Source organism: Streptomyces sulphureus DSM 40104 (assembly GCF_000381025.1).
GTDB lineage: Bacteria > Actinomycetota > Actinomycetes > Streptomycetales > Streptomycetaceae > Streptomyces > Streptomyces sulphureus.
Window position 1 is genome coordinate 163,410 of sequence record NZ_KB905823.1, and the last position, 15,217, is coordinate 178,626.

General features: G+C 70.3%; 11 protein-coding genes and 2 pseudogenes. 4 read left to right on the forward strand and 9 right to left on the reverse strand.

Annotated features, from left to right (window positions below; all coding sequences use genetic code 11):
• The first annotated feature begins 65 nt into the window (after positions 1–65).
• Complete coding sequence (locus F603_RS32960; RefSeq protein WP_158678692.1) at positions 66–626, forward strand: acyl-CoA-like ligand-binding transcription factor; 561 nt, start codon at positions 66–68, stop codon at positions 624–626.
• A 794-nt stretch (positions 627–1,420) separates the two neighbouring features.
• Here the strand turns inward: F603_RS32960 and F603_RS0126130 are convergent.
• Entirely contained in the window at positions 1,421–2,005 is a 585-nt protein-coding gene (locus F603_RS0126130; RefSeq protein ID WP_026328724.1) for a TetR/AcrR family transcriptional regulator, read from the reverse strand.
• 292 nt (positions 2,006–2,297) lie between these two features.
• Here F603_RS0126130 and F603_RS35610 point away from each other — a divergent pair, with 292 nt between their 5' ends.
• Positions 2,298–2,936: a VC0807 family protein gene (locus F603_RS35610; protein WP_019548896.1), complete on the forward strand. Its 639-nt coding sequence runs from the start codon at positions 2,298–2,300 to the stop codon at positions 2,934–2,936.
• An 84-nt stretch (positions 2,937–3,020) separates the two neighbouring features.
• Here F603_RS35610 and F603_RS36615 read toward each other — a convergent pair.
• From F603_RS36615 to F603_RS0126165, 8 genes and pseudogenes are all read right to left on the reverse strand, one after another.
• Positions 3,021–3,218 (reverse strand): annotated as a pseudogene (locus F603_RS36615) (Lrp/AsnC ligand binding domain-containing protein); the annotation flags it as partial.
• An 80-nt stretch (positions 3,219–3,298) separates the two neighbouring features.
• A pseudogene (locus tag F603_RS36620) lies at positions 3,299–3,403 on the reverse strand (winged helix-turn-helix transcriptional regulator); the annotation flags it as partial.
• Positions 3,404–3,693: 290 nt separating this feature from the next.
• Complete coding sequence (locus tag F603_RS0126140; RefSeq protein WP_019548897.1) at positions 3,694–5,307, reverse strand: gamma-glutamyltransferase; 1,614 nt, start codon at positions 5,305–5,307, stop codon at positions 3,694–3,696.
• Complete coding sequence (locus F603_RS0126145) at positions 5,304–6,758, reverse strand: MFS transporter (RefSeq protein WP_106431399.1); 1,455 nt, start codon at positions 6,756–6,758, stop codon at positions 5,304–5,306. Before F603_RS0126145 ends, F603_RS0126140 begins: the two co-directional genes overlap by 4 nt.
• Positions 6,759–6,861: 103 nt before the next feature.
• Entirely contained in the window at positions 6,862–8,517 is a 1,656-nt protein-coding gene (locus F603_RS0126150; RefSeq protein WP_019548899.1) for a hydantoinase B/oxoprolinase family protein, read from the reverse strand.
• Positions 8,518–8,540: 23 nt separating this feature from the next.
• Positions 8,541–10,631, reverse strand: coding sequence for a hydantoinase/oxoprolinase family protein (locus F603_RS0126155; RefSeq protein WP_019548900.1), 2,091 nt, complete (start codon positions 10,629–10,631; stop codon positions 8,541–8,543).
• A complete protein-coding gene (locus F603_RS0126160) occupies positions 10,628–11,494 on the reverse strand; it encodes a PfkB family carbohydrate kinase (RefSeq protein ID WP_019548901.1) in 867 nt (288 codons plus the stop codon). Before F603_RS0126160 ends, F603_RS0126155 begins: the two co-directional genes overlap by 4 nt.
• Complete coding sequence (locus tag F603_RS0126165; RefSeq protein WP_019548902.1) at positions 11,494–12,522, reverse strand: SIS domain-containing protein; 1,029 nt, start codon at positions 12,520–12,522, stop codon at positions 11,494–11,496. Before F603_RS0126165 ends, F603_RS0126160 begins: the two co-directional genes overlap by 1 nt.
• A 218-nt stretch (positions 12,523–12,740) precedes the next feature.
• Between F603_RS0126165 and F603_RS32970 the strand changes: the two genes are divergently transcribed.
• On the forward strand, positions 12,741–13,916 hold the full coding sequence (locus tag F603_RS32970) for a LacI family DNA-binding transcriptional regulator (RefSeq protein ID WP_019548903.1): 1,176 nt from the start codon (positions 12,741–12,743) through the stop codon (positions 13,914–13,916).
• 91 nt (positions 13,917–14,007) lie between these two features.
• Complete coding sequence (locus F603_RS0126175; RefSeq protein ID WP_019548904.1) at positions 14,008–15,180, forward strand: NAD(P)/FAD-dependent oxidoreductase; 1,173 nt, start codon at positions 14,008–14,010, stop codon at positions 15,178–15,180.
• Positions 15,181–15,217: the final 37 nt, after the last annotated feature.

A 15,217-nucleotide genomic window follows, 5' to 3' on the forward strand; every position in this document is an offset into this window, starting at 1 on the left:
TGCGATATGAGAGGAATGCTGTGAAGTCCCCAGCTCCCGGCTTGCGCGAGCGCAAGAAGATGCGGATGCGCACGACCATCAGGCGTGAAGCCCTTCGTCTGTTCGTCGAGAACGGTTATGAGCGGACGACGGTCGAGCAGATCGCTGAAGCGGCGGAAATCGCCCACACCACGTTTTTTCGTTACTTTCCTTCGAAAGAGCACGTGGTCTTCGCCGATGAATACGACCTGCTGCTGCGGGAGGCCATCACTTCGCGCCCGGACGAAGAGCCGGTGCTGATGGCCGTGCGCAATGGGGTGGTCGAACTGTGCAGGAGCACTCTCGACGCCGACCAGGAGGAGTTGCTCACCCGCATGCGGTTGATCGACCAGGTGCCTGCACTCCGCGCACGGCTGCCGCAGCACCAGCGCGATGAGACGGGATTCCTGGCGGAGTTCCTTGCCCGGCGGCTGGGGCGCGACTCCGACGATCTCGTGGTGCGGGTGCTCGTGGGAGTCCTGGGTTCGATGGTGGCGGAGGTCCTGCTGGCCTGGGCGAGATACAGCGGTGAGCAGCCCCTGGAGGAACTGTTCGCGTCCCTCTTCGATGAGGTGTCCGAGTTCTTCACCGCGGTCGGCGAGGGGTGAGTCGAGCCGATCCGGACCGCACTCAGTCCTGAAAGCCTGCCGATCTCGCCGAGGCGTCGCCCACGTCCCCCCATCGCCGAAGCTGGGACTCCGGTGCCTCCGAGTGCGACGTCGAAAAGCGCATGCGCTACGCCAACTCTCTGAGCCAGTATCTGGTCTGAGGCCCGAATTCCTCGCGCAGGGGACGATCCTCGATCCGAGAAGCCTGCCTTCCCGTAGCCACTGAGATGAGCGGAGGCACTATCGCGCCGGCGTCGTAGGCGTGTGCACCTGAGCGCGTTCCTACGCTCTCATGCGTATCCCGGCAGTTGCGAGGTGGGCCCCGCCAACACCCGGCGCCCCGTCGGCGAACGACCTCCGACGGGGCGCTACGGGCTGATGACGACCGGGCACCCAGCCACAACTATGCGTACGGGGGATGTCACGCACAGGGATGAACCGATATCCCGGACGCCATCGATTACACTACTGACTATATTTCACTACTCACTAACAAGTCAACGCTCCCCCCGCCCTCTCACCCTCGAGCGCATCTCGTCGTAGGAGGGCGCCCAACGGTCGCCGGTCAACTTGCAGCCGGTGCCCCTCGTCGGCTGCTCGACAACTTCTTGCAGGCATGGCTCGGCGCGGGCGTTGCAGTTGTCGCCGCGCTCGTCGATCCAGTGGCGGAACACACTTCTCGCAGCCGGTGCGGTCCTCGTCGGCGACCTCCAGGGCGGCGATCGCCTCGGCGGCGCACCCGGAGTTCCTGGCCACCCTCGGAGTATCGCCACTGTGCGCGGCTTCAATGGTTCTCACATGGGCTCGGCCAGCCTGAGTAGCCTGTCGACCAAGGTGCGGGCTTGTTGCTCGTCGGGCGGCACCCTGAACATCAATAGGCGGAAGTACATCGGGGCGAGCACGACTTCCAGCAGGTCCAGCACTGTGGGCGCCGTTTCGCCTCGGGCGGTTGCCCTGTCCAACATGCCCTGTAGTTGCTCTTCTCTCGCCAGCAGTCCGGAGTGGGCGCCGTCTTGGGCGTCCTCCGGGGCTCCGATGCCGACCGCGACTGCGCGCAGGTATACCGCTCCCATCGGGGTCGCCAGGTCGGCGGCCGCCTTGACCGCGAACGCGGTGAGGTCGCCCCGAAGCGAGCCGGTGTCTGGCACGGGAGATCCACGGGACAGCACCTCGTTCACCACGTCGTCGACCAGCGCGGACATCGTGCCCCATCGACGGTAGAGGGTGGTCTGGTGCACGCCGGAGCGCTCGGCGACGGCGGCAATCGTCACCTCCTCCAGGGCTTTCTCGGCGAGTAGTTCGGTGACCGCCGTGTGCACCGCCGTTCGAACCCGTGCCGAGCGCCCACCTGGCCGGCGAACGGGCTGTCTCTCGATCATGCGGCCACCCTAACGCGACAGCTCTTGCGTTAGGAGCTCCCAGGTGGCTAGTCTTCGATGAAGCGAAAATTCTTGCATTAAGGGGGGTGCAGCGGCTCCTGTTCGACCACGGCGCGGTGGGGCACCGCTACCCCGGATCGTGAGCGGCGGCTACGACCGTTGGCACGACGAGTCGTCAGCTCCGTCGACCGACCCGCTCCCTGCGCGCGTTGCGGCCGAACAGGCGCCGCACGCATGACCATGAGCCTGGTCTGCGACCGGCTCGACAACACGCTTGCGTTTGGTGGCAACCATGTCTGACACACGACTGCAGCCCGTCGTCACGGTGGCACTGTGGGATGTCGGCCTGGTCCTGGCCGCCTACTTCGCCTGCAGGTTGACCGGCCTCGACGGGTACGTCGCACTGCTGGCCGCCACCACCACAGCGTTGTTGCGCACCGGATACGTCATGGTCTGGCGGCGGTCCTTCGACGGTTTCTCCGCGGCCATGTGCCTCCTCTTCGGTGCCGGTCTGGCGCTTTCTTTCGTGACGGGGGACGAAAGATTGGTATTGGCCACCAAGTCGGTGATCACCGCGGTACTCGCTGTCGTACTTCTGGGGAGCATCGCCGTCGGAAGCCCCGCCGCATTCGGCGCGGCCAAGCGGTTCGGTGCGCGTGGAGAGGAGGAACGTCGAAGGTGGGATCGGCTGTACGCATCGAAACCGGAATTCCGGCGAATCTACGTCACCATGACCTTCGTCTGGGCAACGGTTCTACTGATCGAGTCCGCACTGCGACTACCGTTGATATACATGCTGCCGATCGATGTGGCAGTCCCCGCGTCCTCCGTCCTCTTGCTGCTCAGCATTCTTCTGGCCGTATGGTGGAGCGCTTGGTACGGCGGCCGCGGCGAGCAGCGAGCGCATGCGGGAACGGCCGTCGCTGAGTGATGGACGCAGCGAGTTGGCTGCGTCAATGGTCAGGGGGGGAGTCGTCGAGGTCCCGAGCAGGGCTCCTGCCCGTTTGATGTGGCGAATGACGACCGCCGTCTGCACTGTCCGCACGCCTGGGGCTTCGCTGATTCTTTGGCTTATGTACTCGTAGAGCTCCTCGATGTCGCGGCATCCGACGGCGAGTACTGGATTCGTCGTGCTGGAGGTTGCTGCGGGATAGGCGACCTGTGGGTGAACGGCGACCGCGTGCCCCGTATTGTGGAGCGATGCTGATTCCACTTGAACCCACAACAGGGCTTCGACGCTGAAACCAAGAAGTTCGAAGGGGATTCTACGTCGAAATGGAGCAGGCCGGAGGCCGTCAACCGGTCGAGTCGCCGGCTGACGGCGGAAACTGGGCGATTGAGGCTTGCGGCCAGGTCGGTGAGCGAGGACCTTCCGTCTCGCCGGAGCTCGGCGACCATATGTTCGTCTTGTGGTCCAGACTTACCCGACTGTGACGCATCGGGGTTTCGGGCACTGGGAGATCCGTGAGGGCAGCTACCTGTGCCGCTGAAAGCTGGCAAGCTCGGCCGTTCCAACCCCGCCCCGCGAGAGTCTGCGCAATGGGCAGCGCACCGCCGGGCAGGCAACGCAGCCTGAGGAACCAACGCGCCGCGTCCCGAACGTCGATGAGCACGCCTCTCGTTCCCGGTACCCGACCGGCTGCACCGCAAGGGCGATCAGCGCGCGGCGAGGCCGACGTGCGGCGGCATCAGGGAGCCTCCGCCGCGCCGACCCGGCGCGGGTCGGCGCAGGCGTGGGCCGTGCCCGTGACCGGGTCGAGGGTGATGCCCTCGAAGTTGCCGGTGAGGGCGTTCCAGGGGTTGACGACCTTGGTCCACAGACGCTCCCGATCCGCCCAGCGCCGCACCTCGCGCAGTATGTCCGGGGGGAACCCCGCCTCCAGCAGGTTCCCCGGCTGCCATCCTCGTTCGGGCGTGTGCGGGCGGGCACCGAACCGGGGTGCGCGTACGGACTCCTCGATGGTCATCCCGAAGTCGACGAGGTTCACCAGGTTCTGGAGGATGTTGGCCACGAGGGAGACCGAGGGCGAACCGGAGACGATGAGGGGTTCTCCGTCCCGCAGCACGAGGTTCGGTGCCAGGTAGACGGACGCCCGCTCACCCGCGCCGGGCATGACGCGCTGGAAGAAGGAGCCGCCGCCGGAGAGTTGGAATCCCTCGCAGAAGAGTCCGTTGACGAACCCGGAGGCCATGTGCGAGTGGGTCAGAGAGGCCACATCGCCCGACGCGTCCACGACGGAGACGTGGATGGTGCCCGGTGAGGGCGGTGCCGCGCCGGGTGGCGGGGCCGTCTCCAGAAGCGCCATCCGCGTCCGGGCGTGGTCCTTGGAGAGCAGCACTTCCAGCCGCTCCCGGTCCTCGGACAGGTCGCGCCGCAGCGGCGGCGCGTAGTAGGCGGTGTTGTGCGCCTGGATGAGCAGGCGCAGCGTCTCCGGCGAGGCGCTGGGCGGGCCCAGGCGTGCCAGGTCCACGGTCTCCAAAATGTTCAGCGCGCCGATCAGTTGGACGCCGCCGTCGTCGGGCGGCGGGGAGGCCACGATCCGGGCGCCCCGGTACGTGCCGGTTACCGGTTCCTGCACGCGGACCCGGTAGTGCTCGAAGTCCCGCTCGGTGATGACCCCTCCGTCGGCACCGACGATCTCGGCGAACGCGCGGGCGAACGCGCCGAGGTAGTAGTCCATGCCCTCGTCGCGCAGGCGCTGGAGCGTACGGGCCGCACACGGCTGCTTGATCGTCTGGCCCGGTACTGCGAGGTGGCCCTCCGCGAAGAACACCTCGCGCATCTGCTCGGACGCGCCCAGGTTCGCCTGCTCGCCGTAGGCCGTGCCGTACAGGAAGGGGTTCACCTCGAATCCCTCGGTGGCGGCGGCGATCGCCGGCGCCAGGAGGCGGTCGGTGCTCCGGCTGCCGAAGCGGCGCCGGGCCTCGTCGAAGGCCGGCCACCAGCCGGGTACGGGAACGCCGCGTCCGCGCGTCAGGTCTGCTCCGGTGAAGTCGGGGAGCGGCGCGAGAGGGGCGTTGACGTTGCCGTTGAGGTAGGTCGCGGTACCGGTTCGCGCGTCCCGGTGAAGCACGCTGAGTCCGCCCGTCAGCGACGTCATGTGCGGCTCGACGACGAGTTGGGTGGCGGCCGCCGCGAGCGCGGCGTCGGCGGCGTTGCCGCCTTCGCGGAGCACGTCGCGCGCAGCGCGGGTGGCCAGCGGATGCGAGGTGACGACCATGCCGCGCTCGCCGGCAACCGGTGGTTTCGGGCCGTAGCGGGCGGGTGCGACGGGGTCGTCGCCTGCGGACGGTGCGTTCATGACTGGAGGTCCTCCTTGGACGGGGCGGGCCGGGGAGCGGCTTGCGAGGGGTCGGGGTCCCGGGGAGCGGGCGATCCACTCCCGGCGTCCGGTTCCGCCGGCTCGCGTACGGCGTCGATGGCCTTCGGTAGGGCGAACGCGGCGACCAGCGCGGACACCAGGCAGACGGCGGCCATGTACCAACCGAAGGAGACCTCGGTACCGGTGGCCGAAACCAGCCAGGAGGCCAGCAGCGGTGCGGTGCCGCCCAGCAGCGTGGTGCCCAGGTTGTAGTTGAGCGCCGCCGCCGTTCCCCGCACGTGTGCGGGGAAGCTCATCACGTAGGCGGTGGTCAGCGGGCCGCCGATGACGTTGTTGATGACGGTGAAGACGACGACGGCGAGAAAGGCGAGGAGGAAGGAGCCAGATTCGATGGCGACGAACGTCGGCACCGTGAACAGCACGAAGACGCTGTAGCCGGACACCAGCAGCCGCTTGCCGCCGTACTTGTCGGCGATCCAGCCGCCCCAGACCGCGGCGGGGGCGCCGACGACGTACGTGAGGATGGCCGCGAGCAGTGCCTGCGCCTCCCCGAAGCCGTTCTGGACCAGCGCGGTGACGAAGTAGCTCTGGATCATGAAGGAGCCGACGCGCTGTCCCGCGCCGAGGCCGATGGCGCAGAACATGTCCCGCCAGTGGTAGCGGACGGCCTCACGGAACGGCGTCTGCTCGACCGCGCTGTTCCTGGCCTCTTCCAGCACCCGCTTGTACTCGGGGGCTTCCGTGGTGTGCCGGCGGATGTAGAGCGTGACCAGGGAGAGGGGAGCAGCCAGCAGGAACAGCAGCCTCCAGCCCCAGGAGTTGAAGGCGTCGGAGGGCAGCGTCACGATCAGGACGTACGCGAGGACGGAGGCGATCAGGGGCCCCAGCGAGGTGGAGCCGACTGACCACCCCGAGAGGTAGTTGCGCCGATTGCGGGGGCCGTGCTCCAGCAGGAAGTTGGCAGCGACGGTGTACTCCGCGCTCGCGCCGAGCCCCTGCACCAGTCGGCAGAGCGCGAGCAGGACGGGCGCCGCGATACCGATCGCGGAGTAGGCGGGCAGGACGCCGATCGCGACCGTGCCGACCGACATCATGACGATGGTCAGGGTGAGGACGTACTTGTGGCCCTTCACGTCGGCCAGCCGTCCCATGAGCGTGCCGCCGACGGGGCGGATCGCGTAGGAGAGGATCAGGCCCAGATAGGTCGAGATCAGCGCGACCGTGGGGTCACCGCCGGGGAAGAACGTCCGCGAGATGACGACGGCGAGGATGCCGTAGAGGGCGTTGTCGTACCACTCCACGGCGTTGCCGAGCATCGCTGCCCAGAGCACCTTGCGCCAGGGGGCGCCGGAAGCCTGCTCGGCGGGTGTGTCCTCTGGGCTCGGGTCGGCCGGGGAAGAAGTGGCAGGTGGTGCGGGGGTGCTCGGCATTGAGACACCTCCTTGCTCTGTCCTGGGGCGGGTCGCCCGGAAGGGGATCAAGTCGACGTGCCCGGCGGGAGGCTTGGCCTCCGGCGCCGGAGCGGGCGTGCTGCTACGTGGTGGTGCTGGCGGAGGTGTCGGTGACGGAGCCCTCGCGGACGTCCCGGTCCAGCTCCCGGGGGCCGCGTGCGGCAGGGTCCCCGTAGCCGCCGGCGCCGGCCGTGACGATGCTGACGCGGTCGCCGGGCTGGAGCACCGTGGCACCGCCGGTCACCGGCTGTGCCCCGTCACTGAGTTCGACCCTCGCCGAGGTGCCGGGCAGTCCGCCCTCGAGGCCCCACGGGCGGGAGAGCTGACGGCTGGTGTCCAACTGGAACCGCACGTCGTGTTCCTCCACGCGGACGGTGCGCCTGATGCCCATGCCGCCGCGCGTCCTGCCGGCGCCGCCGGAGTCGGGCACGAGCTCGTACGCCTCGACGACCAGCGGGTACTCGGTCTCGAGTGCTTCGACGGGCAAATTGGAGGTGTTGGTGACGTGGACCTGCACGCCGTCCAGGCCGTCCTTGGTCGCGCGCGCTCCCGAGCCGCCGCCGATGGTCTCCAGGTAGACGAAGTAGCGGCCCGTCCCGCTGTCGAGGCCCGAGAAGTGCACCCCGGTGTTGGCGCCGTTGGAGGCGGCGGTGACCCGGTCGGGCACGGCGGGGGCCAGGGCGCCGTGGATGAGGTCGACCACGCGCTGGCAGGTCTCGGTGCGCCCGTTGACGGCTGCCGGCTCGACGCAGTTGACGATCGAGCCCAGGGGCGCCTCGATTCGGATCGGCCTGTGCAGCCCCGCGTTGGAGGGGATGTCCGGGTCTACCAGGGTCTTCACCGCGTAGTAGACCGTGGCGTACAGCGCGGTCCACACCATGTTGACCGAGGCGCGCACCTGCGGCGGGTTGTCCGCGAAGTCGAAGTGCAGTCGGTCGCCGGCCACGGTCACTTGCAGCCGCAGGTCCAGCTCCTCCTCGCCCAGCTCCGGACAGTCGAAGCGGTCCGTGAACGTGTATGTGCCGTCGGGTACCTCGACGATGGCGGCGCGGGTGCGGCGCTCGGTGTAGTCGAGCAGCGCAGCCGAAGCAGTGGTCATGGTGGCGCGGCCGTACCGTTCCACCAGCTCTCCGTAGCGGCTCGCCGCGAGCCGGTTGGCCGCCATCTGCGCCCGGAAGTCCGCCTTCCGCTCGGCTGGCACCTGGCAGTTGGTGAGGACGAGCTGGAAGACGTCCTCCACGATGGCGCCGTCCCGTGCGAAGCGCACCGGCGGGACGCGGACGCCTTCCTGGAAGATGTGCGCGTGCCCACGATCGCCGAAGTCGGCGTGATGGGCGAGGTTGGCGGCCCACGCGGTGAGCTGCCCGTCGGCGAAGACCGGGGTGACGAGCACCATGTCCGGAAGGTGCGAACCCCCGCCGGAGTAGGGGTCGTTGCTGAGGAAGGTGTCTCCCGGCCGGATCTCGTCTGCCGGGAAGCGCTCCAGCACGGCCGCGACGACGCCGATGAGGGAGCCGAGGTGCACGGGCGAGGCCAGCTCGGCCTGGGCGAGCATGTGCCCCTCCGCGTCGAAGAGGCCCGCCGTACAGTCCCTTCGCTCCTTGATGTTGCTGGAGTAGGCGGCGCGGACCAGGGTCTCGCCCATCTCCTCGACGATCGAGGCGAGGGCCGAGCCCATGACCTCCACCAGCACGGGGTCCACGGTCTCTTCAGCGGTACGGTGCGCGTGCGCGTTCATGGCGAGTTTCCTGTTCGGTACGGCTAGCGCTGTGCGGCCGCCGGGTCGGTGACGTGTATGACGAGGTTGGAGTGCGCGTCGACGGTGAGCAGATCGCCGGGCAGCAGCACGGTCGTGGTGTCCATCTGCTCGACCACGGCGGGCCCTTCGAGTCGGTTGCCGGGTCGCATCAGCTCGCGGTTGTGGACGGGCACGGGCGTGAAGCCGCCCAGCTCCGGCAGGTGCACGTCCCGGACACCGGTGAGGGAGGCCGAGGCGTCGGCGCCGGCGGGCTCCGCGCGCGGAAGCTCCGCCTTGGGCACCCGGCCCACGGCGCGTACCCGGAGGGTCACGGCCTCGACGGGTTCGCCGGGGGAGTCGTACCCGTACAGGCGGTGGTGCTCCGTGCTGAAGGACTCCAGCACGGTGCTGATCGCGTCACCGTCGAGGGGACCGTCGGGGACCGGCACCGGGATCTCGTAGTTCTGTCCCGCGTAGCGCAGTTCAGCGGTGCGCTGCGTACTCCGGTCGCCCGGCGCGACCTCCTCGGCCTCGAACCAGGTCTCCGCCTCGATGCCCAACTCCCCGTACAGCTCGCCGAGGCGGGCGGCCGAGGCGGTGGCGAAGGGCTGGATACGGGTGCGGGAGAAGTCCGCGCGTACGTCGGTCATCAGCAGCCCGAGCGCCGACTGCGCCCCAGGCGTGGGCGGTACCACCACCGTGCGCATCCCCAACTCGCGGGCGAGCCGCGAGGCGTGCAGCGGTCCGGCACCGCCGAAGGGCACCAGGGCGTAGTCGCGGGGGTCGTAGCCGCGCTGCACGGAGATGACGCGCAGGGCACGCGCCATGTTCGCGGAGACGACCCGCAGGATGCCCTGCGCCGTCTCCTCGATGCCGAGCCCGGCGCGCTCGGCGAGGCGGCCGACGGCGGCCCGGGCCGCGCCCTCGTCCACGGGCATCTGACCGCCGAGCAGCTCAGTCGGGTTGAGCGTGTGGAGCACGACGTTGGCGTCGGTCACCGACGCCTCGGTCCCCTTGCCGTAGCAGGCGGGGCCCGGATCGGCGCCCGCGCTGGCCGGTCCCACCTTGAGGTGGCCGCCGGCGTCCACCCGGGCCAGCGAGCCGCCGCCGGCCCCCACGGTGTGGATGTCGAGCATGGGTGTGCGCAGGGGGCGGCCGTCCAGCTCCATGCCGGTGGTCACCTTCGGCGTCCCGTCCCGGACGAGGGAGACGTCGGAGGAGGTGCCGCCCATGTCGAAGGTGATGATGTCGGGATGGCCGGCGGCCGAGCAGATCTCGGCGGCGCCGACCACGCCGGTGCTGGGCCCGGAGAGCACCATGCGGACGGGGAACTCCTCGGCGGCCTCGAACGGGATGATGCCGCCGTTGGACTGGGTCACGTGCGGTACGGCGCCCAGGCCGCACGCCGCGAGCCGTTCGCGGAGCCTGGCCAGGTACGCGGAGACGACAGGGCCCACGTAGGCGTTGGTGGCGACCGTCGAGAGCCGCTCGTACTCGCGGAACTCCGGCAGCACCCGGCTGGAGAGTGAGATGTGGGCACCCGGCAGCTCCTCGGTGAGGATCTCCCCGACGCGCTCCTCGTGCGCGGGGTGGAGGAAGCTGTAGAGCAGGCAGACGGCGACCGCCTGCACGTCCCGCTCGCGCAGGGCCTTCGCCGCGGTGCGGACGTCCTGCTCGTTTAGCGGCGTCTCGACCCGTCCGTCGTGGCGTACCCGTTCGGTCACTTCCAGGCGCAGGTCCCGCGGCGCGACGGGGACGGGCTTGTCCGCCTGGAGGTCGTACAGCCGGGGGCGGCGGCCTCGGCCCAGCTCCAGCAGGTCGCGGAAGCCCCGCGTCGTGATCACACCGGTACGGGCGCCCCGCTGGGTGAGCAGCGCGTTGGTGCCGACCGTGGTGCCGTGCGCGAAGTACGCCACCTCCGCCATGGTGCGCTTGGCGCCCTCCCGGCCTCCGCCCATCTGGCGCAGGAGCTCCTGGACTCCGTCCACGATGGCGCGGCCCGGGTCGTCGGGTGTGCTGGAGACCTTCCGCACCTGGATGGTGCCGTTCTCCTCGTCGAAGGCGACGATGTCGGTGAAGGTGCCTCCGGTGTCGACACCGATGCGCAATGTCATGGTTTGCCTGCCTGGGCTTGTGAGGGGACGGGACTGTTGGGGAAGGGGGCTCCGTGGCCGAAACCGCCGTACGCGGTGCACGCGGACGCCGCCGCCTCGGCCGCGTCCGCGAGCCCGGACTCCGGGTCGCCGTCCGCGAGGAGCGTGCCGAGAAGGGTGCCGACGAAGGCGTCCCCCGCGCCGAGGGTGTCCACGGTCCGGGTGCGGACCGCGCCCTGGCGCCAGAGCCCCGTGCCGTCGGTGAGCACTGCTCCCTCGGCTCCCCGCGTGGCCAGAGCCCACCGCGCGCCCCGGTCCGTCGCGCTGTGGAGCAGTTTGACCGACTCCTCCTCGCCGAGCTGTGACGCGGAGAACACCGCGAGATGGAGATGGGGGAGAAGGGGTGGGGCCCACGGCTCCCGCCAGTGGTGCGAGAAGTCGAACGAAACCGAGGTGTGGGCGGCCATCTGCGGCACCTGCGCTGCCAGCGAGCCGCTGTAGGCGGTGTGTGCGAGGTCGTACGAACCCAGTGCCCGCAGGTCCTCGGGTGTGAGGGAGAAGACGGAGACTCCGTCGTCCGAGCCCTTGAAGGACCTGTCGCCGTTCTCCAGCCCGATCTCGGCCCAGGCGTTGGGTCCGTGCGCGATGCGCATGCGGGAGGTGTCGACGCCCTCGGAGCGCAGACCTTCCCGAACGACCTCTCCTGCCGGGTCGTCCCCCGTCACGCCCCAGTACGCGGCGTCGGCACCGGCTCTGCGCGCGTACACCGCGACGTTGACGGCGTTGCCGCCGGGAAACATCGTTCCGCCGCCGGCGTCGGGTGGTACCCCTGCGTACCGGTCGACGACGTTGTCCCCGATCCCCAACAGGCGCACGCGCCCCATCAGTACGCGACCCGGTACATGTACCTGCGCTGCGCGGTGTTGTGGCCGCGCTCGGCGGCGCAGAAGTCCAGCAGCCGCCGGGAGGCCGACGCGATGGCGAGCGGGCTGATCAGTCCCCGCTGCTCCTCGGGGACGCCGGGCAGGGTGAAGGCGGTGGAGTCGAGCACCGCATGGGTGTCGTAGTACCGCTCGGCGAAGGCGACGGCGCGTTCCCCGATGGGGCGCGTGGAGTCCTCGCCGTTGAGGATGAGCACCGGGTGCTGGCCGATGATCTCGAAGGGGCCGTGGAAGAAGTCGCCCGCACTGACCGCGGAGGCGTGCAGCCAGTTCATCTCTTGGAGGTAGCAGGCCGCGAGCGCGTTGGCGGCTCCCGAGTTGGGTCCGGCCCCGAGCACGTAGACCAGCTCGGCGTCCCGCCACTGGGCGCCCACTCGGGCACCGAGCGGGGCGACCTCCCGCTTGGCGGATGCCAGCGCTTCGGGGATCGCCTCGATCGCGCCCCAGGCGGCCCCGGGGTCCGGGAGCGCGCCGGCCGACTCCAGTACGGCGAGAGCGATCTGCGTGAAGTGGATGGCCTTCGGCTCGGTGACCGTGACATCGCTCGGGTAGTCGAAGAGCACATCGGCCTCGTCGGCCATCGCCGAGTCCCCGGCCCGCGCGATACCCGCCACGGTGGCACCCGCCTTCTTGGCGAGCTGGACCGCTTCCAGAGTCTCGGGCGTGGCACCGGAGTGCGAGGAGGCGACGACGAGCGCCGAGCCGTCGAGCCCGGCCAGCGGCCGGTGGATCATCTCGGCCGCCGTCATCCGGTGCGAGACGGGTGAGGCCGTGTGGCTCTCCATCAGGTCCTGGGCAGGGAAGGTCGAGTAGAACGAGCCGCCGCAGCCGACGAAGTAGACGGTGCGCAGCCGGTCGGCGAGGCGGGAAGCGAGCTCGCGTGCCGCGGGCGCCTGGGCGACGGTGCGCTCCAGGGTCGGGGCGAGGTCGGTGGCGAGCGGGATGGGGTCGACGGCGACTGGCGACGGCATCGGGAGGGTCTCCTTGGAACGGGTCGGGTGCGCGCCCGCCACCGAGAACGCCGGACCGGCGCAGGGCGCGCGCCGATCAGGAACGCCGCCTTCCGGAAGTCGGTTACTGAGAAGGTTCTCAGTGGCAGTGGTGAGAACCTTCTCAGCGCCTTAGACTGTCGTCAACAGGTTCTTGGGAAAAGTTCTCGAGACGGCCGACCGGGCCGGAGAGGGGCGAGGTGCCGCACAGGGAGAAAGGCTCGGGCCCCCCGAGCATCGTCGAGGTCGCCCGTGAGGCAGGAGTCTCCACCGCCACGGCGGGCCGGGTGCTCGGCGGCTACGGGCAGGCCAGCGCCGCCTCACGCGCCAAGGTCGAGGACGCCGCCCGCCGGCTGTCCTACCGGCCCAACGGCCTTGCCCGCAGCCTCATCCACGGCTCGACGGAGACGGTGGGCGTCATCGTCACCGATGTCGGCAACCCCTTCTTCGCCAGCGCCGTGCGGGCCATCACCGACGTCGTCCGTGCGGCCGGCTACGAGATGCTGCTGGCCAACACCGACTCCGATCCGGAAGCCGAACGGCGGGCGATCCAGGTCATGTGGGAGAAGCGCGTCGACGGGTTGATCGTCGCACCGCAGTCCCCCGAGAGCGCCGAGCGGCTCCGCGCGCTGGCCGACGCAGGACTGCCGCTCGTCCTGCTGGACAGGCCGCTGCCCGCGCTGCCCCAGGTCGACCAGGTCATCATCAACAACACCTTGTGCGCACAGCGGGCCGTGGCGCACCTCGTGCGGCTCGGACACCGTCGCATAGCCGTGCTCAGCGAGGCGGCCCGGGACTTCCCGAGACTGCGCGACGCCGCGCCGGCGGAGGGGGACGCCGAGCGGCCCAGCGCCGCACGGCTCGTGGGCTACGCCGCGGCGCTGCGCCGCGCCGGTCTCACCCCCGACCCGGGGCTGATCGTCCACTCTCCCTACGACAGGGACGCCGCGACGCACGCCGTGCTGCGCCTGCTGCGGCGGGACCCGGGCGTCACGGCGCTCTTCTGCACCGACAACGTGCTCGCCTCGGGCGCGGTCGCCGCTCTCCAGCGCAGCGGACGCGCCTGCCCCGATGACGTCTCGCTCGTCGGTTTCGACGACCAGGAGTGGACCACGCTGGTACGGCCCCGATTGACGGTCGTACGCCAGCCGAACCGCGAACTGGGCAGCACGGCGGCCGAACGTCTGCTGGAGAGGATCGCGGAGCGGCGCGGAGACGGCGCAGGCGACCCGGGCACGGAGGAGGCAGCGACCACCGGGAGCGGCACGGCGCCGGACGCCGCCCGAGACGCCGACGCGCAGGACGGGCAACGGCTGGTGCTGCGCGGCAGGTTGATCGCACGAGACTCCACGGGACCTCCTCCCGCTGTGTCCTGAGACGACGAGCGGGCAGCGCGACGACCGCCGACCCGCTTCCCGGCACGGGGAGTCGAGACCGTGCAGGAAGACCCGTTCGAAGGAGGCGCACATGGCAGCCCGGCGCATCGCCGTCATCGGAGCCGGTGTACTGGGCACCGCGCTCGCCCACCGGCTGACCGAAGAACGCGGAACGCCCGTCGAAGTCGCACTGTTGGACGGTGAGCGACCGGGACACGGGACCAGCCGCTGGAGTCTGGCCTGGCTCAACTCCAACGGCAAGGCACCGCGCGCTTATCACGACCTCGGGACCCGCAGCATGGCCGCCTGGGGACGGCTGGCGGAACGCACGGGCGGCGACGCCTGGTACCGCCCGGTCGGCAACCTGCGGTGGGCCGAGGAGGAGAAGGGCATGCGGCGCCTGGCGGAACGGGTCGCGTGGATGACCGCATGGGGCTACCCGGCGGAGCTCGTGGGCCGGCGCAGGATCGCCGACCTGGAACCGGCGCTGGAGCTGCCCTCGGACCTCACCCGCGCCGCCTGGTTTCCCCAAGAGGGCTACGTACTCACGGAATTGATGATCGCTTCCCTTGTAGAGCGGGCACGGGCACAGGGCGCCGACGTACGCAGCGGCCCGGCCGGTCACGTGACAGCGGTCGAGGGGGAGGCCGGCGGGCCGCGCGTGGTGCGGACGGCGGACGGCGGAAAGCTGGAGACCGACACCGTGGTGTGCTGCGCGGGACGGTGGACACCGGAGGTGTCGCGGTTGGCGGGAGCCCCCGGGGCCGGCGTCCCGATCGTCGACCCCCAGCCCCCCGGCTCCTCGGCGCCCGCGCTGGTCGTCCGGGCAGGACCCGTACGCGACGCACCCCTGCGCGTCCTGCACACGCCGCGCGTCCACCTGCGCGCGCACGGCGCGGACAGCACCCAAGTCCACTTGGAGGCAGGGGACGTGGCCGTCGACCTCCACACTCCCGAGCGCGAACTCGACGAGTGGGCGACGACCCTCCTGGAGCGTGCCCGCTCTCTCCTCCCCTCCCTCCGGAACGCGGAGGTCGTCGCGCGGAAGGTGTGCGTGCGGCCCATGCCGCCGGACGGACTGCCGATCGTGGGCCCGGCGGCGGAAGCGGGCGGCCCGTACGTGGCGGTGACGCACAGCGGGGTGACGCTCGCCCCGGGCCTCGCGGAGCTGGTGGCCGAGGAGCTGCTGACAGGCAGACGTCACCCGGACCTGGCTCCGTTCAGGCCGGAACGGTTCGCGCCGGGATCGGCCGGTGGCGAGTGAGGGCCCGGGTGCGATAGGGCGGTGCTATACCCAGGCC